The sequence below is a fragment of the Nocardia sichangensis genome, assembly GCF_047200615.1.
Taxonomy (GTDB): Bacteria; Actinomycetota; Actinomycetes; order Mycobacteriales; family Mycobacteriaceae; genus Nocardia; species Nocardia sichangensis.
On the sequence record NZ_JBJZOK010000035.1, the window covers coordinates 35,190 to 53,656 of the forward strand.

18 protein-coding genes and 1 riboswitch are annotated in these 18,467 nt (G+C 70.0%); of the genes, 11 read left to right on the forward strand and 7 right to left on the reverse strand.

The annotated features are described in order from the left end of the window. Positions 1-73: 73 nt before the first annotated feature. From ACL03I_RS33815 to ACL03I_RS33840, 6 genes are all read right to left on the reverse strand, one after another. On the reverse strand, positions 74-1,837 hold the full coding sequence (locus ACL03I_RS33815; protein ID WP_412807982.1) for a peptidoglycan D,D-transpeptidase FtsI family protein: 1,764 nt from the start codon (positions 1,835-1,837) through the stop codon (positions 74-76). Between the two features lie 128 nt (positions 1,838-1,965). After that, a complete protein-coding gene (locus ACL03I_RS33820) occupies positions 1,966-2,754 on the reverse strand; it encodes a hypothetical protein (protein WP_355079639.1) in 789 nt (262 codons plus the stop codon). Between the two features lie 121 nt (positions 2,755-2,875). Then, complete coding sequence (gene rsmH / locus ACL03I_RS33825; protein WP_397281747.1) at positions 2,876-3,850, reverse strand: 16S rRNA (cytosine(1402)-N(4))-methyltransferase RsmH; 975 nt, start codon at positions 3,848-3,850, stop codon at positions 2,876-2,878. 184 nt (positions 3,851-4,034) lie between these two features. Next, positions 4,035-4,466, reverse strand: coding sequence for a division/cell wall cluster transcriptional repressor MraZ (mraZ, locus tag ACL03I_RS33830; RefSeq protein WP_355079635.1), 432 nt, complete (start codon positions 4,464-4,466; stop codon positions 4,035-4,037). Between the two features lie 403 nt (positions 4,467-4,869). After that, positions 4,870-5,277 (reverse strand): DUF3040 domain-containing protein, encoded by a 408-nt coding sequence (locus ACL03I_RS33835; protein WP_412807983.1) that lies wholly within the window; start codon positions 5,275-5,277, stop codon positions 4,870-4,872. Positions 5,278-5,538: 261 nt separating this feature from the next. After that, entirely contained in the window at positions 5,539-5,979 is a 441-nt protein-coding gene (locus ACL03I_RS33840) for an SAV_6107 family HEPN domain-containing protein (RefSeq protein WP_355079634.1), read from the reverse strand. Positions 5,980-6,149: 170 nt separating this feature from the next. On the opposite strand from ACL03I_RS33840, the gene ACL03I_RS33845 reads away from it, so the two are divergent. The 5 genes from ACL03I_RS33845 to ACL03I_RS33865 all read left to right on the forward strand — a co-directional run bounded on the left by ACL03I_RS33845 (position 6,150) and on the right by ACL03I_RS33865 (position 11,235). Next, entirely contained in the window at positions 6,150-6,761 is a 612-nt protein-coding gene (locus ACL03I_RS33845) for a GNAT family N-acetyltransferase (RefSeq protein ID WP_412807984.1), read from the forward strand. A 7-nt stretch (positions 6,762-6,768) separates the two neighbouring features. Then, positions 6,769-8,334, forward strand: a complete 1,566-nt coding sequence (locus ACL03I_RS33850; RefSeq protein WP_412807985.1) for a phytoene desaturase family protein — start codon at positions 6,769-6,771, stop codon at positions 8,332-8,334. Then, positions 8,331-9,170 carry a carotenoid biosynthesis protein gene (locus ACL03I_RS33855; protein WP_412807986.1) on the forward strand — a complete coding sequence of 280 codons (840 nt, stop codon included), beginning with the start codon at positions 8,331-8,333 and terminating at the stop codon, positions 9,168-9,170. The genes ACL03I_RS33850 and ACL03I_RS33855 overlap by 4 nt, the downstream gene beginning before the upstream one ends. Positions 9,171-9,250: 80 nt before the next feature. After that, positions 9,251-10,033, forward strand: coding sequence for an LppM family (lipo)protein (locus ACL03I_RS33860; RefSeq protein WP_379253084.1), 783 nt, complete (start codon positions 9,251-9,253; stop codon positions 10,031-10,033). 35 nt (positions 10,034-10,068) lie between these two features. Continuing rightward, entirely contained in the window at positions 10,069-11,235 is a 1,167-nt protein-coding gene (locus tag ACL03I_RS33865) for a glycosyltransferase family 2 protein (RefSeq protein ID WP_355079626.1), read from the forward strand. A 26-nt stretch (positions 11,236-11,261) separates the two neighbouring features. On the opposite strand, the gene ACL03I_RS33870 is transcribed toward ACL03I_RS33865, so the two are convergent. Continuing rightward, entirely contained in the window at positions 11,262-11,969 is a 708-nt protein-coding gene (locus tag ACL03I_RS33870; protein WP_412807987.1) for a hypothetical protein, read from the reverse strand. Positions 11,970-12,354: 385 nt separating this feature from the next. Next, a riboswitch (SAM riboswitch) is annotated at positions 12,355-12,448 on the forward strand. Between the two features lie 27 nt (positions 12,449-12,475). On the opposite strand from ACL03I_RS33870, the gene ACL03I_RS33875 reads away from it, so the two are divergent. The 6 genes from ACL03I_RS33875 to ACL03I_RS33900 are packed head-to-tail and all read left to right on the forward strand — an operon-like array spanning position 12,476 to position 18,466. Next, positions 12,476-13,483 (forward strand): amino acid ABC transporter permease, encoded by a 1,008-nt coding sequence (locus tag ACL03I_RS33875; RefSeq protein ID WP_412807988.1) that lies wholly within the window; start codon positions 12,476-12,478, stop codon positions 13,481-13,483. Next, positions 13,480-14,247: an amino acid ABC transporter ATP-binding protein gene (locus tag ACL03I_RS33880; protein WP_355079621.1), complete on the forward strand. Its 768-nt coding sequence runs from the start codon at positions 13,480-13,482 to the stop codon at positions 14,245-14,247. Before ACL03I_RS33875 ends, ACL03I_RS33880 begins: the two co-directional genes overlap by 4 nt. Before the next feature lie 14 nt (positions 14,248-14,261). Continuing rightward, positions 14,262-15,221: an ABC transporter substrate-binding protein gene (locus ACL03I_RS33885; protein WP_412807989.1), complete on the forward strand. Its 960-nt coding sequence runs from the start codon at positions 14,262-14,264 to the stop codon at positions 15,219-15,221. A gap of 4 nt (positions 15,222-15,225) precedes the next feature. Further along, positions 15,226-15,741 carry a GNAT family N-acetyltransferase gene (locus tag ACL03I_RS33890; protein ID WP_412807990.1) on the forward strand — a complete coding sequence of 172 codons (516 nt, stop codon included), beginning with the start codon at positions 15,226-15,228 and terminating at the stop codon, positions 15,739-15,741. Continuing rightward, positions 15,738-16,850: an LLM class flavin-dependent oxidoreductase gene (locus ACL03I_RS33895; RefSeq protein WP_355079615.1), complete on the forward strand. Its 1,113-nt coding sequence runs from the start codon at positions 15,738-15,740 to the stop codon at positions 16,848-16,850. The genes ACL03I_RS33890 and ACL03I_RS33895 overlap by 4 nt, the downstream gene beginning before the upstream one ends. Next, positions 16,847-18,466 carry an ABC transporter substrate-binding protein gene (locus ACL03I_RS33900; protein ID WP_355079613.1) on the forward strand — a complete coding sequence of 540 codons (1,620 nt, stop codon included), beginning with the start codon at positions 16,847-16,849 and terminating at the stop codon, positions 18,464-18,466. The genes ACL03I_RS33895 and ACL03I_RS33900 overlap by 4 nt, the downstream gene beginning before the upstream one ends. Position 18,467: the final 1 nt, after the last annotated feature.

The following is an 18,467-nucleotide window of genomic DNA, read 5'->3' on the forward strand; positions in this document are numbered from 1 at the left end:
GCACTCACCTGCTGCTTCCTCCACACCGATCCGATGTCTTCGCTACCGACCGCACATCCCCGGAGCGGATCGATCACCCTGCCTGCAAGACGAATTGCCTGGACGGCTGGACGGACGGCGGGATGCGGTCGCGCTGCAGGGCCCACGAGGCGATGTTGTGGAACAGCGGAGCCACCGAACCGCCCCCGGAGCCGTCCGAACTGCGCACGGGCGCGTCGAGCATGAGGCCGATCACGTACCGAGGATTCTCCGCGGGAACCATGCCCGCGAACGTGATCCAGAACGACGACGTGGAGTAGCACCGGCAATTGCGATCGACCTTCTGCGCGGTACCGGTCTTGCCCGCCACCTGGTAGCCCGTGATGGCCGCGGGCCATCCGGTGCCGTTCTGGTTGGCGTTCATGGGGTCACGCTGCACCACCGCCTGGAACATCGTCCGCAAGGTGGCGGCGGTCTGCTTGCTCACCACCCGCACGCCGTCCGGCTGGGTCTCCTCGGTGCGGGCGCCGTCCGGCGCGATCCTCGCCCGCAGGATCCGCGGCGGAATGCGGACACCGTCGTTGGCGATCGCCTGATACATCCCGGCCATCTGCAGCGTCGTCATCGAAAGACCTTGGCCGATAGGAAGGTTGGCGAAGGTGCCGCCGGACCACTGATCCCGGTCCGGCATCAGGCCCGCGCTCTCGCCCGGCAGGCCGATGCCCGTGCGCTGCCCGAGCCCGAACCGGTGCGCCATGTCGGCGAAGCGATCCTCGCCCACGCGCTGCGCGAGCATCAGCGTGCCCACATTGGAAGAGCGGCCGAAGATTCCGGTGGTCGTGTAGGGCTCGACGCCGTGCGACCACGCGTCGTGCACCGTGACACCCGCCATCTGGATCGCGCCGGGCACCTGGTGCACCTCGTCGGGATCGGTCAGGCCGTAGTCGATGGCCGCGGCCGCCGTGACGATCTTGTTCACCGAGCCGGGCTCGAACACGTCCGTGACCGACGGGTTGCTCAGCTGGGCATTGGCCCACTTCTGCGGTCCCAGGTCGGGATTGAAGGTGTTGTCGTTGGCCATCGCCAGGACCTGCCCTGTCTTGGCGTCCAGGACGACGGCCGAAGCGGAACCCGCACCGGAGACGTCTTTGGCCTGCTGCACCTGCTGCTGCACGTAGTACTGCAGATCGGAGTCCAAGGTGAGCTCCACGGCGGACCCGTTGACCGCGGGCTGCTCGTCGCGCCAACTGCCGGGAATGACCGCGCCGTCCGAGCCGCGATCGTAGGTGTGCGATCCGTCGGTACCGGCCAGCACCGAGTCGAGCGACGACTCCAGCCCGATCTGCCCGTGACCGTCCCAACCGACAGCGCCGACGACATTCGCCGCCAGCGACCCGCCGGGGTAGACCCGGGGGCTCTGCTGGTCGGAGCCCACCTGCGGATATTTATCGGTGATCTCGTCCGCGATGCGCGGATCGACATTTTGGGCGAGGAACACGAACTGCTCGTCGCTGTTCAGCTTGGCCAGCAGCTCCGCTTCCGCGGGCGCGTCTTTGCCGAGCTTCTCGTGGATGGTGCGCGCGATGTCGCGCAGCCGCTGATCCGGATCGGGCGCCTTGTCGTTCTTGGCCTTGGCGTCCGCCAGTTCCTTCCGGACCGCGACCGGCCGGAAATGCAGCGCCTTGGCCGACACGGTGAAGGCCAGCGCTTTGCCGTAGCGGTCGGTGATCGGCCCGCGGATGGCCGGGTCGGGCTGATGGGTGGTGCGCTGGCTGGCCGCTTGGGCCGACAGTCCCGGCGCGGCGACGCTCTGCACCCACAGCAGTTGCAGCGCGACGACCGCGAGCGCGACGAACATGACCACTCGTCCGACGCCGAGGCGCAACCGGAGCGGGCCGTCCGAGACAGCTGAGCGCGGTGGCCGCGGCCCGCCCGTGGTGCGGGGCGCCGAGGGCCCGCGCCTGCGCGGCGCGGGCCCGGGATGCGTCACTGCGGGGCTCCGCCGGGCACCGCCTCCGGGGCCTGCGCGGCTTCCTGCTGCGGCGACGCTTCCGCGGGCGGCTGGGGCGAAGTGACCTGTGGTGTGACCGAAGCCGCGGGCACCCCGGGCTGCGGCGGGTTGATCGCCGAAGTCGGGGCCGGGCTCGCGGCCGTGGGCGCCGGGTTCACTTGCGCGTTGTTCTGCGATCCCGTGTTCGGCTGACCCGGCGCCGGAGCACCGGGCGTGGTGGTGACCGGCACCACCCGCTCCCCTCTCGGCGACCGCGCGGAAGGCGAGGCGTTCAGCGGCGGCACGGGAGTGCCCTCGGCCGGGGCGGGCTTGCCGATCACCGTGACCGAGCCGTCGGGACCGACCAGCAGGCGAGCCGGGTCCTTGGCCGGGATCATGCCCAGTTCACGCGCCCGCAGGGCCAGTTCGGGGGCCGAATCGGCGACCTCGACCTCGCGCTGCAGGGCCGCGCGCTCGTCGGCCAGCCGCCGGTTCGTCGCCCGCGCGTCGCCGAGCTGATAGCTGTCCTCGGCGGCACGGGTGGTCAGCAGCAAGGTCAGCGCGAGGCCGCAACCGAGCAGGGCGATGATCGCCGTGACGAACGGGATGCGCGCCGCCATCGCCGAGCGCCGCACGGTGGGCAGGAACGCGCTGTCCGAACCACTTTCGCGCATTCGCCGCCGGGCATAGGCGCGTTGCGCCGCGCCCGACTTCACCCGCTCGGCGTCCTGGACCCGCCGGGCGACCCGGCCCGGCGCTTCGACGGTCCTCGTCCGCACGCTCATAGATTCCCCTCCTCTGTCCTCCGGGGATGCCGGGCGAGTACAGCGCTCCGCTGTCTCATCCGGCCTCCGCTACCGCTGCGGGACATCCGCATCCGGCCGGCGCGATGCGGGCACTGCTCGCTCACCGCGCCTCCTGGATCCGCTCGGCGGCGCGCATGCGTACCGGGGCCGCCCGCGGGTTGTCCTCGACCTCCTGCTCGGTCGCCTTCTCCGCGCCACGGGTCAGCATCCGGAACTCCGGTCCCATGCCGGGAAGCTCGACCGGCAGGCCCACCGGCGTCCTGGACGCGGTGTGGGCGGCGAGCTCGTGCTTGACCACCTTGTCCTCCAGCGATTGGTAGGACATGACGACGATGCGGCCGCCCACCCGCAGCGCGGCGAGCGCGGCGGGCAGCGCGGCTCGCAACGAGTCGAGCTCCCCGTTGACCTCCACCCGCAGCGCTTGGAACGTGCGCTTGGCCGGATGCCCTCCGGTGCGGCGCGTCGCCGCGGGAATCGTGGCGTACAGCAGCTCCACCAGCTCGGCGCTGGTGTGGAACGGTTTGCTCTGGCGACGCCGGATCACCTCGGCGGCGATCCGGCTCGCGAAGCGTTCCTCTCCGTAGGTCCGCAGTACCCGGGTCAGATCGCCGTGACTGTAGGTGTTGAGCACATCGGCGGCGGTGGGCCCGCTGGTCGGGTCCATCCGCATGTCCAGCGGGGCGTCGACGGAATACGCGAAGCCGCGGTCGGCCTCGTCCAACTGCATGGAGGAGACGCCCAGGTCCATCAGGATCGCCGAGACCGAACCGGTGGCCGGCAAGCCGGCCTCCGCCAACGCATCGACGATGCCGTCGTAACGGGTGTGCACCAACGTGATTCGGTCCGCGAACGGCTCGAGCCGCTCGCCAGCCAGCTTCAACGCGGTGGTGTCGCGGTCGAGCCCGACGAGACGGAGGCCCGGGTAAGTGCTCAGGAAATGCTCGGCATGACCGCCGAGGCCGAGTGTCGCGTCGACGTAGACCGCGCCCGGCTCGGCCAACGCCGGACCGAGCAGCGCGTCGGCTCGCTCCAGCAGAACCGGAACATGGCGGGGACCGCGCTGTTCACGGTTCACCTAGACCTCCCGGAGTCTGCCTCGCGTCGTCGCGCACCGCACACGGGTCGCCTTGATACACAGTGCTTTCCATACGGACACGAATGCCCCGTGGTCTCTGACCGAACTTTCGGCACCTGGCGTCGGGGAAGTACGTCAGGGTCCGCGTCCGGGCAGAGACCGCGTGGCACTCGCGCGCCCGCGGCTAGAAGATTCCGCCCAGCGACTCGTCTCTGGCTTGCGAGAAGTCCTCCTCGTGCTCGGCGAGGTAGGACTCCCACGCCTGCTTGTCCCAAATCTCCAGGAAGTCGACCGAACCGATCACCACGCAATCCCTGTCCAGGTTGGCGTAGCGACGATGGTCGGCGGACAACACGATCCGGCCCTGCGCGTCCGGACGTTGCTCGTCCGTTCCGGCCGCGAGTGCCCGGACGAACGCACGGGCCTGCGGATTGCTTCGAGACGCGGCCGCGGCCCGCCGGGCGAGCGCGGTGAACTCCTCTTTCGGGTACACGGCAAGGCTGTGGTCCTGCCCCTTCGTGACCATCAACCCTCCCGCCAGATCGTCTCGAAACTTCGCAGGCAACGTGAGTCGCCCCTTGTCGTCCAAGCGAGGTGTGTAGGTACCGAGAAACATCTCGATACCTCCCTATTCGATCACCTCGATGGTCGGCCCTTCAGTACTGCGCGCTCCACATTACCCCACTTTCCCCCACTTTCAATCGAAACAAGCGGTGATCTGGCTCCCGACTCAGACGATTCCGCAGGTCATGTCAGCTATCACCGGCGTGGAGAACTTTCGCGAGTTCTGCCGACACGCGCCGCCCCAGGCGACAAACGCCCGAAAACACCCAGCAAACCCCCTGGTGTGGCACCGGAGGGGGCGAAGTGGGGGAAGTTCGTGGGGAGGTGTGGGGCGAGGGGGAAGTCGGACCCGAAGTTCATTCGCGGCGTGATCGGTTACACACACGAACCGGCGACGCCGCACCATCGCGGTGCGGCGTCGCCGGTCGTGCTGAAGTTGTCAGGCTACGGGCGAGCTATTCCTGCTCGAACCGCCGCCGGAAGCGATCCTCCATACGCTCGGAGAAACCGCCGGACTTGCGCTGGCGCCCTCGCCCGCCGCCGGAGGACGCCTGCCCGCCGGACCGGTCGTTCTTGGTGATGCTCTTGGAGGTGCCCAGCAGCAGGAGCACGCCTGCACCGAACATCACGATGAAACCGATCAGGCTGATGATCGGAAAGCCGCCGGGCTTCACGGGCGCTGCGATGCCTGCGACGAGGAGAAAGAGGCCGAGGACGAACAACGCCGCGGCCTGGAGTCTGCGACGACTCGAGGTCGAACGTAGCCGTCCGCCGCGGACGGACGAGGCGAACTTGGGATCCTCAGCATAGAGAGCGCTCTCGATCTGTTCGAGCATGCGCTGCTCGTGCTCGGAGAGTGGCACGGTACCTCCCCCGGCACTAGGACGTGGCTGTCGCCTCCGGGTAGACGACAGATAGCCGACCTTGGCGGCCATCTGTCACCAATGATACGAGTTCGATCAGGGCCAGACCACCTAATGGGCACAGTCGGACGTAGTCCGTCATCAGCCCGCGCATGGCCGGAGCGAAGGCGGAGGTACGCCTAATGGGCACAGTCGGAGCCAGTCCGTAACCAGCCCGCCCGTCGCCGGGGCGAAGGTGAAGGTAGGCCAACACGCCGATAACTAAGCGGTCATACCGCCGGTCATTCCAGGGGCGGGCCGCAACCGGGCCGATGCCGCGAGGAGATCTTCCACGTCGTGGAGGAATGCCGCCACCCGCGAAGAGAACTCGTCCGCCTCGTGTTCGTCGACATTCCGGTCGAGGCCCGCCTCCAGTGCCGCCCGGATCTCCGACCGCGCGCTGAAGTAGTCCGCCCACATCACGAATTCCGGCGCGGCGCGCTGCATCAGCACCCACGCGTTGCGCGAGCGCGCCCTCGGCGCGGTGTCGGCGCCCGTGAGCGCGATCACCGCGCCCGCCCCGCGCAGCGCCGCCAGGTAGGCGGTGCGGAACCGTTCCCGCGGATCTCGTTCCCCCGCCGCCTGCATGAGCAACCCGTCCGCGCGCTCCAGCAACTTGCCGGCCCGGCCGGGCCGGCCCGGATGTTCCACTCGACCAGACATCGCCGTCCCTCCACCCTCGCGTACCTTGGCCCGTATGCGGCGCTGGAGACGGCGTGCCCCACCGCTTTCCAGCACCGCCCGGACCGAACAGGTATTCGAACGTTTGAATTGAGCTTCAATATAGAGACGCCCACCGACAACTTTCCGCGTCCGCGCGACCGACGAGAGCCATGACCGCCGTCAAGCCCAATCACACTCCCGCACCCGCCGTCATCGATCTCTCGGTGGCGGCCCTGCGCTCCCGGCTGCACGACGCGCTGGCGGTCTACGTGGCCGCTATGGACTATCCGCGCGGGACCGAGAACCATCGCGCGCCGATGTGGACCGAGCACACCACCCGGCCCGGCTGGCAGGCGGTCGCCGCGGTGCTGCCCGACGACTCCGGCCGGATCGATCTGCGCCACGCGCCGATCGTGGCGATCGCCTACGGCTATCGCGGCGCCGCGCACCAGTGGTGGCATCAGCAGGTGCACAGCGGAATGCGGCGTTCGGGTTGGCCGGAACATTCCGCGCGCGAACTGCTCTCGGACTACTTCGAGCTCACCGAGCTGCATGTGCATCCAGGTGCGCAGGGCCGCGGCATCGGCGGCACGCTGCTGGAACGGCTGCTGCGCGACCGCACCGAGCGGGCGGTGCTGCTGTCGACGCCGGAGGTCGCCGGTGAGGACAACCGCGCCTGGCGGTTGTATCGCAGGCAGGGATTCACCGACGTGGTCCGCAATTTCGTCTTCACGGGCGACAACCGGCCGTTCGCGATCCTCGGCAGGCGGCTGCCGCTGTGAGGATCACGTGACGGTGATCGTCGTCGGCTCGGGCCACAACGCCTTGGTGGCCGCGTGCTACCTCGCCCGCGCCGGGCACGAGGTCGAAGTGCTCGAACGCGACGAGGTCCTCGGCGGAGCGGTGTCGACGGTCGAGCGGTTCCCCGGCCACCGGGTCGATCGCGGCTCGTCGGCGCACATCATGATCCGCCACACCGGCATCGTCGAGGACCTCGAACTCGACCGTTTCGGCCTGCGGTACATCGACTGCGACCCATGGGGTTTCACGCCCGCGCACGCGGATCGCCCCGCCCTGGTGTTCCATCGCGACCTGGATGCGACCTGCGCCTCCATCGCCGCGGCTTGCGGCCCGCGGGACGCGGACGCCTACCGCCGGTTCGTCCGGGTGTGGGGTCCGCGCAGCGCCAGGGTGATGCGGGCGTTCGGCGGCGCACCTACGCCGGGCAGGCTGGTGCGGTCGTTCTGGGGACTGGACGCGAGGAACGGCGGCAGCGCACTCTCGCGGGAGTTCCTGCAATCCGGCGACGCCCTGTTGGACGTGTTCTTCGAGGACGAACGGTTGAAGGCGTCGCTGGCCTGGTTCGGCGCGCAGTCCGGGCCGCCGATGTCGGAGCCGGGCACGGCGCCGATGGTCGGCTTCGCCGCGCTCATGCACACGCTGCCGCCGGGGCGCGCGGTCGGCGGCAGCGGGGCGCTGACCACCGCGCTGGTGGCGCGGCTGCGGTCCGACGGCGGGGTGGTGACCGCGGGCGACGCGGTGTCCGCCCTGCGTCGCGACGGGGACCGCTGGCGGGTGCGCACCGCCTCGGGCCGAGAGTTGCGCGCGAGCACCGTGATCGCGGGCTGCCACGTGCTGACCACTCTGGACCTGCTCCGCGACGGCGGCTTCGACGGCGCGGTGCTCGACGACTGGCGCACGCGCATCCGCGTCGGTCCCGGGATCGGGATGGTGGTGCGGGCCGCCACTTCGGCGCTGCCCCGTTATCCCGGCAGTCCGATCGATCACTCCGCCCGCGGCCTGCAATTGCTGGTGTCCGATCGCGCGCAGTTGCGTCGTGCGCACGGCGCGGCGCTGGCGGGTGACCTCCCGCCGCGACCGGTCGTGCTGGCCATGAGCTTCAGCGCCGTGGATCCGACCATCGCGCCGCCCGGCGAGCACCAGTTGTCGCTGTGGGCGCAATGGCACCCGTACCGACCGGCCTCCGGGGCGGACTGGGCCGGCCTCGCGCAGCGGGAAGGCGACCGGATCATCGCCGAAGTCGATTCCTACGCGCCCGGTTTCGCGGAGACGGTGCTGCGCAGACACGTACAGACACCCGTGGACCTGGAGCGCGAACTCGGGCTCGTCGGCGGCAACGTGATGCACGTGGAGATGTCGCTGGACCAGATGATGCTGTGGCGTCCGCTGCCCGAGCTGGCGGGGCAGCGGGTGCCCGGCGCGCCGGGACTGTATCTGACGGGCGCGTCCACCCATCCCGGCGGCGGCGTCTCCGGCGCCAGCGGACGGACGGCCGCCGCACTCGCGCTGCGCGACCTGAACCGGCCCAGGTTGTCGCGGTGGCTGCGACGATGACGGATTCGGGCGAACTGCCGCCCGAGGCGACAGAACGGTTCCGATACCGCTCCGCGCGTTTTCTGCTGCCACTCGCCTTGGTCGTGCTGACGATCGTCGCGCAGATCGGTTACCCACTCGCCGCGGGTGGTGCGCGCGACCGTGTCACCGTCGCGGTCGTGCTGCTCTCCGCCGCCGCCGCGCTGGCGCACGCGACCGCGACCAGGGGGTTCCGCTATGCCGTCGGTTTCCTGATCATCGTCTCCGGCGTCGGGCTCACCGCCGAGGTGATCGGTACCGCGACCGGCATACCGTTCGGCTGCTACGAGTACGCGACCGACCGGCTCGGGCCCGCTCTGCTCACGGTGCCGCTGCTCGTCCCGCTGGCCTGGACCGGCGGGATGTATCCGGTGTGGGTGGTGGCCGGGTTGTTGTCACGGCACACGGTCACGCGGGTCCTTGCGACGGCGGTGGGCGCGGTGGGCTGGGATCTTTTCCTGGATTCGCAGATGGTGATCGACGGGCAGTGGGCCTGGTGTGACACCCACTCCGGCCTGCCCGGGCTGGACCTGATTCCGGTGACCAACTACCTGGGCTGGTTCGCTGTCGCGCTCGTGATGGGCTGCTTGCTGGCGCTCTGGGAGCGAGCGGCTCCGGATCCCGTACGGGTAGCGCGACCGGGTGGCCGCGCGATGGCGGTCGCCGTACCGGTGGCCTTCTTCCTGTGGACCTGGCTGGGGTCGGCGCTGGCCCACGCGGTGTTCCTCGGTCTCCTGCCGTCGGCCGGATACGGTTTCGCCGGTATGGGTGTGCTCGGTGTTCCCCTGCTCGTCGTCCTGGCTCGCGCGCGCCGCTGACCCGGCGTGATTCCCCGCACTCGGCGCGCCGACGCGCGCGATGAGTGGCGCGTTTCATTCCGGGCGGACGGCCTGGCACGATGTCACCCGTGCAGCCGAGTCCCGTCACCACGAAGCTCGATACCCCGGATCGCCCGCCGCGGCGGGTCCCACGCCGTGCCGCGCGTGCCGCTTCGGTCGTCCTGCTCGCGGCGATGCTGGTCCCGATGCTCGCAGCGTGCCTGCGGGTCCAGGTTTCGATGGGGGTCTCGTCCAACGACCGGGTGTCCGGACGGATCGTCGCCGCCGTGGTGCCCGCCGACGCCGGGGACAAGGGCCCGCAGCTGAAGGCGCCCGAGACGCTGGCCGCCAAGGTGCGGGTGGAGCCGTACGCCCAGGACGGATATATGGGCAGCCAGGTCTTCTTCGAGGATCTGTCGTTCGGCGAGGTGCAGCAGCTCGGCGGGCTGTCCGAGCAGACCCAGGGCATGTTCCAGTTGCAATTCCAGCGCACCGGCGACCTGGTCAGCCTGAGCGGGCGGGTCGATCTGAAATCGGTGCCGCCGCACGGCTCGGACGTGCAGTTCACCATCGCGTTCCCGGCCCGCGTCGCAAAGACCAACGGCAGCCGCGAGGGCGACAACGTCGTCTCCTGGAAGCTGCCGCCCGGTGATGTCTCCACGTTGCGCGCCGAGGTCAGTTACGCCGACCCGAACACCCGCTCGTTCGCGGGCTGGGCGGGCATCGCGGGCGGCATCACGCTCGCGGTGGCCGCCATCGTCGCGGCCATGGCGTACATGGACCGCAACCCCGCCGCGCCCGGCGCGCCGGAGGTCGGCTTCTCGCTCAGCCGCTGGTGGCGCTCGGTGACGCAGAATCGCTGAGCGACAGGTCGGTGTGCCGCGATAGCGTGGCCCACATGGTGAGTGCCGACCTGCCGAAGACGTTGCGCGCGAACTCGATCCTGCCGTCCTTCGCCGCCGCGGTCGCCGTGTTGGGCGCGGGCATCGCGCTGTACAACCGGATCACCGTACGGCGGTTGACGAACACCCCGACGACGGTGATCGAACCGGTCACCGTCTGTATCCCGGCGCGCGACGAGGCCGACCGGCTACCCGAGCTGATCGGCGACCTGCGCGCCCAGGTGGGCGTGCCGCGCATGGCGGTACGCGTCCTCGACGACGCGTCCACCGACGACACCGGCGCCGCGGCCCGCGCGGCGATCGACGGCGACCCGCGTTTCACCTTGCTGCACAGCGAGTCCGATCCGGTCCCCGGCTGGACCGGAAAGGCCACCGCCTGCGTCCGGCTGGCCGAGGAGGTGTCGACGCCGGTGCTGATCTTCTTGGACGCCGACGTGCGGCTGGCCCCGACGGCGCTCGCGGCGGCGGTCGGCGCGCTGCGCGAACGACGCGCCGCGTTGGTCTCCCCCTGGCCGCTGCAGGTGGCAGGCTCGGTGGCGGAGGCGCTGGTGCAACCCCTGCTGTGCTGGTCGTGGGCCTCGACGCTGCCGGTCACCGCGGCCGACCGGAGCCTGCGGCCCGCCACGGCGGTGGCCTGCGGGCAGTTCCTCGTGTTCGACAACGCCGCGTACCGCTCGGTGGGCGGCCACACGGCGGTGGCCGGAAGCGTCACCGAAGACCTCGACATCGCCCGTACGCTGCGGCGAGCCGGTCATTCCACGGTTCTGGTGGCCGCGGGACCGCTGGCCCGCACCAGGATGTATCGCGACGCCGCGGAATTGGACGCGGGCTACTCCCGCTGGCTCTGGTCGGCCTACGACGGCACGATAACGGGTGGAGCGGCGGTGGGACTGGTTGCCGCCCTTGCCTATTGGGTGCCGCCCGCAGTGGCGGTGTTCGGCCGCGGGGCGCACCGCCGGGCGGGCCTGGCCGGCTGGCTCGCCGCCGTCGCCGGGCGACTGCTGGCCCGCTCGACCGAAACCGGCGGCCCGCTGAAACCTTCGGACCTGCCTGCCGCCGTCGCGCATCCGGTGTCGGTGGCGGTGTATCTGCTTTTGTGGGTGCGATCACACCTGGCCCGGCGCCGCGGCACGGCCCGCTGGAAAGGTCGGCCGCTTCCCTGAGCAGCCGTGCCACGGTGACGGAAATCTCATGGCACCGGGGTAATTCCCACCGTCGGCAGGAAGAAGCAGGACTTGGCGCCGTTCTGCACCGTGCCGAACATCGCGGCGAGCACGGTGCCCTTCCCGGTGTCCACCGGGACCGCGCGCACCCCGCCCATCGGGAGGGACGCGACGAGGAAGTCCCGGATCGCCTGCTCGGCCGCGGGCCGCTGCTCCGGCGGAACGGCCGCGGGAACCATCGAACGCGCGACCTCGGGCAGCGGCCCCATGGCGGCGGTGCCGCTGCGACCGGTACTCAGATTCAGCCAGCTCACCTGCATTCCGGCGGTATTCGGGCCGTCCGGTCCGAGCCCGTAGGGCACGAAGGTGAACATGGCCTGCCCGGCCTTGACGGCGCTGAGGTCCTGGCCGGGAATCTGGACGGTGGTCTTCGGCCACGGCCCCGGAATGGCGCCTGCCACGGCGGGCGCCAGACCGGCCGTGGTGTTGTCGAGGCAGAACGCCGACGCGCTCGGGTACGCGAACGGCTGGATACCGAGCGCGCGCAACGCGTCGAGCGCGGCTTGATACGCGCCGAACAGGTCACCGGGAGCGGCGATCGGCACGGAGTCCTCGGGGAACGCGGGAATCGTGGCATCCGGAGCCGCGAACGCGGCCCCCGGCCCGGCGAGCACGAAGGCGATCGAACTGGTCGCGACAGCGGACAACTGGGTCAGACGGCGCAATATGGTCACGAAACCTCCTCATCGGCGGAACGATCGAGGGGGACAGTACTCCGGCAAACGCAATCAGCAGCCGAGATTGCACACAGCAATTTCGTGGCGAGTCCTGTTTGCCCGGAACGGACCTCCGCGTAGCCCACCGGCGTTCCCCAGCGTCGGCGATAGCCGTATGCTGCATCGGACCATCCCAGTCCGGCGCCACGCGCCCGGGATCGGCGAAGCGAGGAATCTCACCTCGCCCTCGGCAGAGCAGCGCACGCCCGGTTACTACAAAGATCCGATGAATCGGCGTCGACAAGATCTACGCTCACGGTGATTACTTCTCTTGTTCCAGGCTTCCCTTGCTGGGCATCATGATTCGGCTCGCCCCTGACATCCGTTGACGGGGGGTCGGCGCCAACCATCCAGAGCGACCGAGAGACCTGGCTCGTCGACGTCGCAGCAACCCCCCGGTCACCGGGTGCGGGTGCTTCCGCCGGGACCGATGGAGGAACCGAAGTGATCATCGAGGACCCGTCATGAGCGCGTCCACCGCGCCGGACGCCGCCCCCGAGGCCGCCGCGCCGACCGAACCGGACCCGACCGGAACACCGGCCCCCACCGAGACCGGCGCGACGCCGACCGTCGCGAAGACCCGGCATCCCTGGCGCTGGGTGATCAGTGCCGTCGCGCTGATCCTGCTCGCCCAGTTCGTGCACGGGCTGGCCACCAATCCCGGCTGGGATTGGCCGACGTTCGCGCGGTACATCACGGCCGAGTCGGTGCTATCGGCGCTGCGGGTCACCTTGGAGCTGACCGCGTGGGGCACGGCGCTGGGTTTTCTGCTCGGCACCGCGCTCGCGATCGCCCGGCTGTCGAACAACCCGGTGCTGCGGGTGATCGCGTGGGTCTACATCTGGGCATTCCGCTCGATCCCGCTGATCGTGCAGCTGCTGTTCTGGTTCAACATCGCCTACCTGTATCGGACCCTCTCGGTCGGCATCCCGTTCGGGCCCGCGCTGTTCACCTTCGAGGTGAACGGGGTGATCAGCGGTTTCACCGCCGCCGTGATCGGCTTGGCGCTGCATCAGGCGGCGTATTCGGCCGAGATCATCCGGGCCGGGTTCATCTCGGTGGACGCTGGTCAGCTGGAAGCCGCCGCCGCCTTGGGGATTCCACGGCTGCGGCAATTCCGCACGGTGGTGGTGCCGCAGGCGATGCGCTCGATCCTGCCGAACGCGGCCAACGAGGTGATCAGCCTGTTCAAGGGCACCTCGATCGTGTCGGTGATGGCGATCGCCGAGCTGTTCTACCAGGTCCAGGTCATCTACGGGCGCAACGGACGGGTGGTGCCGCTGCTGATGGTCGCGACGGTCTGGTACATCGTGCTCACCACGGCGCTCTCGGTGGCGCAGTACTACATCGAACGCCACTACGCCAAGGGCGCGCACCGCACGCCGCCGCCGACGCCGCTGCAACGCGCGTGGCGGAAGCTGCGTGAGGTCGCCGAGGTCGGTCCCGCCGCACCGCGCGGAGCGACCCGATGAGCGCCACACCCGCCGTGCAGGTCCGCGGCGTCCGGAAATCCTTCGGCTCGCACGAAGTGTTGCGCGGCATCGATCTCACCGTGCGATCCGGCGAGGTGGTGGCCGTGATCGGCCCGTCCGGGTCGGGCAAGTCGACCCTGCTGCGCGTGGTGAACCATCTGGAGACGCTGGACGCGGGCACCGTGCACATCGACGGCGAGCTGATCGGATATCGGCTGCGGCGCGACCGCTTGCACGCGCTGCCCGACCACGCGGTGCGCAAGCAGCGCTCCCGGATCGGCTTCGTCTTCCAGCAGTTCAATCTGTTCCCGCATCTGACCGTGCTCGACAACGTCACGCTCGCACCGCTGTCCGCGCAGCGGCGCGATCGGACCGAGGTGGAGCGCGAGGCACGCCTGCTGCTGGATCGGGTCGGCATCGGGCACCTGGCGGACGCGTATCCGCGCAGGCTGTCGGGCGGGCAGCAGCAGCGGGTTGCGATCGCCCGCGCGCTGGCGCTGCGCCCCCGCGTGATCCTGTTCGACGAGCCCACCTCCGCGCTGGACCCGGAACTGGTCGGCGAAGTGCTCGACGTGATCCGCGATCTGGCGCACGGCGGCACCGCGCTGGTGATCGTCACCCACGAGATCGGCTTCGCCCGTGAGGTCGCCGACACCGTGGTGTTCCTCGACGAGGGCGTCATCGTCGAGCAGGGCCCGCCCTCGGTCGTTCTCGACCATCCCGAACACCCGCGCACTCGCGCGTTCCTTTCCCGAGTCCGTTGACGAACAGGTATCCGATGAAGTTCTCCGCCCTGGTCACCGCCGCCGCGACCGCGGTCGTGCTGCTGGCCACCGGCTGCACCGAACCCGAGGCGGACAGCGCCGCGCAGCCCGCCGGTTCGGTCACCTTCGACCTCTCCCCCGCCCAGTCCGGCCGCGTTCGGGCCGCCAAGGTCGATGCCATCGCCGCCGAGGTGCCGAAGGCGATCCGCGACCGTGGCACGCTGGTCGTGACCGGCACGTCCGGGGCAGCGCCGCCGCTGCGGTTCTACGCCACCGACGACCGGACGGTGGTCGGCTCGGAGATCGACTTCGCCTCGCTGGTCGCCGACATCCTCGGCCTGAAACTCGATGCGCAGGTGGCCGATTGGTCGCAGAACTTCGTGCGGGTGGACTCCGGTGAGGTGGACGCGTTCATCTCCAACGTCACCGTCACCGAGGAACGCAAGGAGAAGTACGACTTCGCGACCTACCGCAAGGACAACGTCGCGCTGGAGGTGCCGATCCAGAGCAAGCTGGAATACAAGGATCGGACGAGCCTGGCGGGCAAGCGGATCGGGGTCGGCAGCGGCACCAATCAGGAGCAGCTGCTGGTGAAGTGGAACGAGCAGAACCGGGCCGAGGGCCTGCCTCCGATCGACATCGCCTACTTCCAGCAGACCACCGACTACTACCTGGCGCTGGCCTCGCAGCGGCTCGACGGCTACCTCGGGCCGAACCCGACGGCGATCTACCACGCGGCCACCGCGAAGCAGACCAGGATCGTGGGCACCTTCTCCGGTGCGGGCGAGGCGCTGCAAGGCGAGATCGCGGTGCTCACCAAGAAGGACAACGGGCTGATCACCGCCGTGCAGCACGCGCTCGCCTACGCCATCGAGCACGGCACATATCAGCAGGTGATCGACCGTTGGGGCCTGCAGAGCGAGAAGGTCACCGAATCGCGGATCAACCCGCCCGGCCTGCCGAAGAAGCGCTGAGCCGATGACACAACCGCTCTCGACCCCGACGCTGCGCGTGCACCGGGTCGCCCAGGACGATCCCTTGGCCGCGCCTCTGCTGGCCGAACTCGCCCTCGAGTACAGCAGCCGCTACGGTCGCACGCCCGGCGAGGTGCACGCCTCGTTGCGCGAACACCCGGCCACCGCGTTCGCGCCGCCGCACGGCGCACTGCTGGTCGTCACCCGCGACGGAGAAGCGGTGGCGGGCGGTGCGTTCCAGCGCTACGACGCGCACACCGCGGAGCTGAAGCGGATCTGGACCTCGCGGGAGCATCGCAGGCAAGGGCTCGGCCTGTTCGTACTCGAGCGGCTGGAAGCCGAGATCGCGCGCCGCGGCTACCGGCGGATCTACCTGACCACCGGACCGCGTCAGCCCGAAGCGGTCGCCCTCTATCTCGCCGCCGGTTACCGCGCGCTCTACGACCCGGACCTGCCCGCGGAACAGATCGGGCCGCACCCCTTCGAGAAGCAGCTGCCCGCGCTGGGAGCGATCGCGTGAAGTTCCTGCTGTTCACCTTGGTCACCCGGGTACCCGACCCGCGGACCGGCCGCCTGCCCGGCACCCGGGAACGCCTGCGCGACGTCGTCGGCCAGGCGCGGCTGGCCGAGGAACTGGGCTACGACGGATTCGCCGTCGGCGAGCGGCACGAGGAGCCGTTCCTGTCCGCCGCGCCGCCGGTCATCCTGTCCCACCTGGCCGCCCTCACCTCGCGGATCACGCTGTTCACCGCGGTGACCACGCTGAGCCTGCTCGACCCGGTGCGTGCTTTCGAGGACTACTCCACGCTGGACAACCTGTCCGGCGGGCGGCTCGAGCTGATCATCGGCAAGGGCAACGGCGCCGCACAGGCGCAGCTGTACCACGTCACGCCCGACGACCAGTGGGACCGCAATCGCGAAGGCTACGAACTGTTCCGCGCCCTGTGGGCCGGTGACAGCGTGACCTGGTCGGGGCGCTTCCGTCCGCCGCTGCGCGAGGCCAAGGCATTGCCGCGGCCGTGGCAGCCGAAGATCCGGATCTGGCACGGCAGCGCCACCAGCCGCGAATCGGTGGAACTGGCCGCGCGCCACGGTGATCCACTGTTCTCGGCGAACGTCACCAACCCGATCGAGCCGTATGCCGAGCTGGTGCGCCACTACCGGGAGCGCTGGGCGTTCCACGGCCACGACCCCGCCGACGCGCTGGTCGGCGCGGGCACCGCCGGATTCCAGGTGTCGCGCACCTCGCAGGAGGCGCTCGCGGCCTACGCGCCGATCTTCGAAGCGCGGCTGGCGCTGGCGCGCGAACGCGGGCTGCCGGTGGTGTTCGAGACCCTCGACGACTACGTGGCCCGCAGTTCGGCGCTGATCGGCAGCCCGGAGCAGGTGATCGACAAGGTCGGCCGCCAGCACGAGCACCTCGGCCACGAGGTGATCCACCTGTCCGCCGAACGCGACGGCCGCCCCGAGCGGCAGTACCTGGACGGCCTCGAGCTGTTCCAAGCCGAGGTGGCGCCGGAATTGCGCCGCCGCATCCCCAGCCGACCGTTGGCGACCGGTGTCGCCGATACCGACCCCGACCAGGGCGAGGAGCTCCCCCGCCCCGAAGTATCTGGAGTTGCCCCGTGATCCGAACCCGTCACCGAATCGTCGCGCTGGCCGGCGCGCTCGCCGCGGCCACCACCGTGGCCGCCTGCGGCAGTGATTCGGCCGCGCCCGGCGGCGACGCGGGCCCGCCCCAGCCGGGCGGTGTACTGCGCTACGGCCTGTCGCAGGCGCCGACCTGCTCGGATCCCGCCCAGGCGGGCACCAATCAGACGCTGTACGTCGCCCGGCAGATCGTGGATTCGCTGACCGACCAGGACCCGGCCACCGGCGAGCTGAAGCCGTGGCTGGCGCAGAGCTGGGAGACGAGCCCCGACGCGAAGGTCTTCACCTTCCACCTCGTCGACGGCGTCACCTTCAGCGACGGCACGCCGCTCACCGCCGAATCGGTGCGCAACACGTTCGATTCGGTCGTGAAGATCGGCTCGGGCAAGGCGCCGCTGGGCAGCAGCTACCTCACCGGCTACGTCGGGACCACGGCTGTGGACCGGCTCACCGCCCGGGTCGAGTTCAGCAAGCCCAACGCACCGTTCCTGCAGGCGTCCTCGACCGCGGCGCTCGGCATCCTGGCCGACGTGACCACGGCCAAGCCTGCCGAGCAGCGTTGCCTCGGCGACAACGTCGGCAGCGGACCGTTCACCTACGCGGCCTACCGCCAGGACGCCGCGGTGACGCTGGCCAAACGGACCGGCTACCACTGGGGTTCGGCGGTGTTCGCCCATCGGGGCGAGGCCTACCTGGACAAGATCGAGTTCACCGTGGTGCCCGAATCCGGCGTCCGCACCGGCAGTCTCGCCTCCGGGCAGCTGGACGCGATCAGCGACGCGCTGCCGCAGGACGCTCCGCAGATCGAGGCGGCGGGTGGCCGGGTGCTCAGCACCGCCAACCCGGGTGTGCCGTTCGGCTTGCAGCTCAACGTCACCAGAGGTCCGTTGCGCGATCCGGCGGTGCGCCGGGCCCTGCTGCCCGCCATCGATCGCAAGCAACTGGTCGACACCGTGCTCGGCCCGCAATTCAAGCCCGCCACCAGCACACTCGCCAGCACCACACCCGGCTACACCGACCTCTCCGCGCGTCTGGCCTACGACCCGGCGAAGACGCGCACGCTCCTGGATCAGGCCGGGTGGCTGCCCGGCGCGGACGGCGTCCGGACGAAAAACGGCGAGCGGTTGTCGTTCTCGGTGCTGTTCAGCCAGGTGTTCGCGGGCAACCAGGCGATCCTCGAACTGGTGCAGCAGCAGTTGCGGCAGGTCGGCGTCGAGCTGAAGCTGGACCTGGTGTCGTCGGCGGAGGCCACGGCGCGCCAGAGCAGCAAGGATTTCGATTCCTTCTACGGCAACACCACTCGCGCCGACGGTGACATCCTGCGCACCACCTTCGGCCTCGAAGGGCGCAATCTCAACGCGCGCGGCCCCGTACCCGCGTTGGACGACGCGCTGAACGGGCAGGTCAGCACCGTCGACGCCGCAACACGCAACGGGCTCATCCGCACCGCGCAGGAACAGGTGCTCGACGCCGGACTGCAGCTGCCGACCGTCGAGCTGTCCCAGGCGATCGGCGCGAGCGCGAACACGCGCGATCTGAAGTTCGAAGCCTCCGCCCGATTGCAGTTCTTCGACACCTGGCTGAGCGGACGGTAGT

Coding starts and splice junctions, on each gene's coding strand:
- ACL03I_RS33855 (WP_412807986.1), top strand. CDS start 8,331: ATGACGGATTCGGGCGAACTGCCGCCCGAGGCGACAGAACGGTTCCGA.
- ACL03I_RS33885 (WP_412807989.1), top strand. CDS start 14,262: ATGAAGTTCTCCGCCCTGGTCACCGCCGCCGCGACCGCGGTCGTGCTG.
- ACL03I_RS33840 (WP_355079634.1), bottom strand. CDS start 5,979: ATGTCTGGTCGAGTGGAACATCCGGGCCGGCCCGGCCGGGCCGGCAAG.
- ACL03I_RS33860 (WP_379253084.1), top strand. CDS start 9,251: ATGTCACCCGTGCAGCCGAGTCCCGTCACCACGAAGCTCGATACCCCG.
- ACL03I_RS33890 (WP_412807990.1), top strand. CDS start 15,226: ATGACACAACCGCTCTCGACCCCGACGCTGCGCGTGCACCGGGTCGCC.
- ACL03I_RS33815 (WP_412807982.1), bottom strand. CDS start 1,837: ATGTTCGTCGCGCTCGCGGTCGTCGCGCTGCAACTGCTGTGGGTGCAG.
- mraZ (WP_355079635.1), bottom strand. CDS start 4,466: ATGTTTCTCGGTACCTACACACCTCGCTTGGACGACAAGGGGCGACTC.
- ACL03I_RS33845 (WP_412807984.1), top strand. CDS start 6,150: ATGACCGCCGTCAAGCCCAATCACACTCCCGCACCCGCCGTCATCGAT.
- ACL03I_RS33820 (WP_355079639.1), bottom strand. CDS start 2,754: ATGAGCGTGCGGACGAGGACCGTCGAAGCGCCGGGCCGGGTCGCCCGG.
- ACL03I_RS33865 (WP_355079626.1), top strand. CDS start 10,069: ATGGTGAGTGCCGACCTGCCGAAGACGTTGCGCGCGAACTCGATCCTG.
- ACL03I_RS33875 (WP_412807988.1), top strand. CDS start 12,476: ATGAGCGCGTCCACCGCGCCGGACGCCGCCCCCGAGGCCGCCGCGCCG.
- ACL03I_RS33880 (WP_355079621.1), top strand. CDS start 13,480: ATGAGCGCCACACCCGCCGTGCAGGTCCGCGGCGTCCGGAAATCCTTC.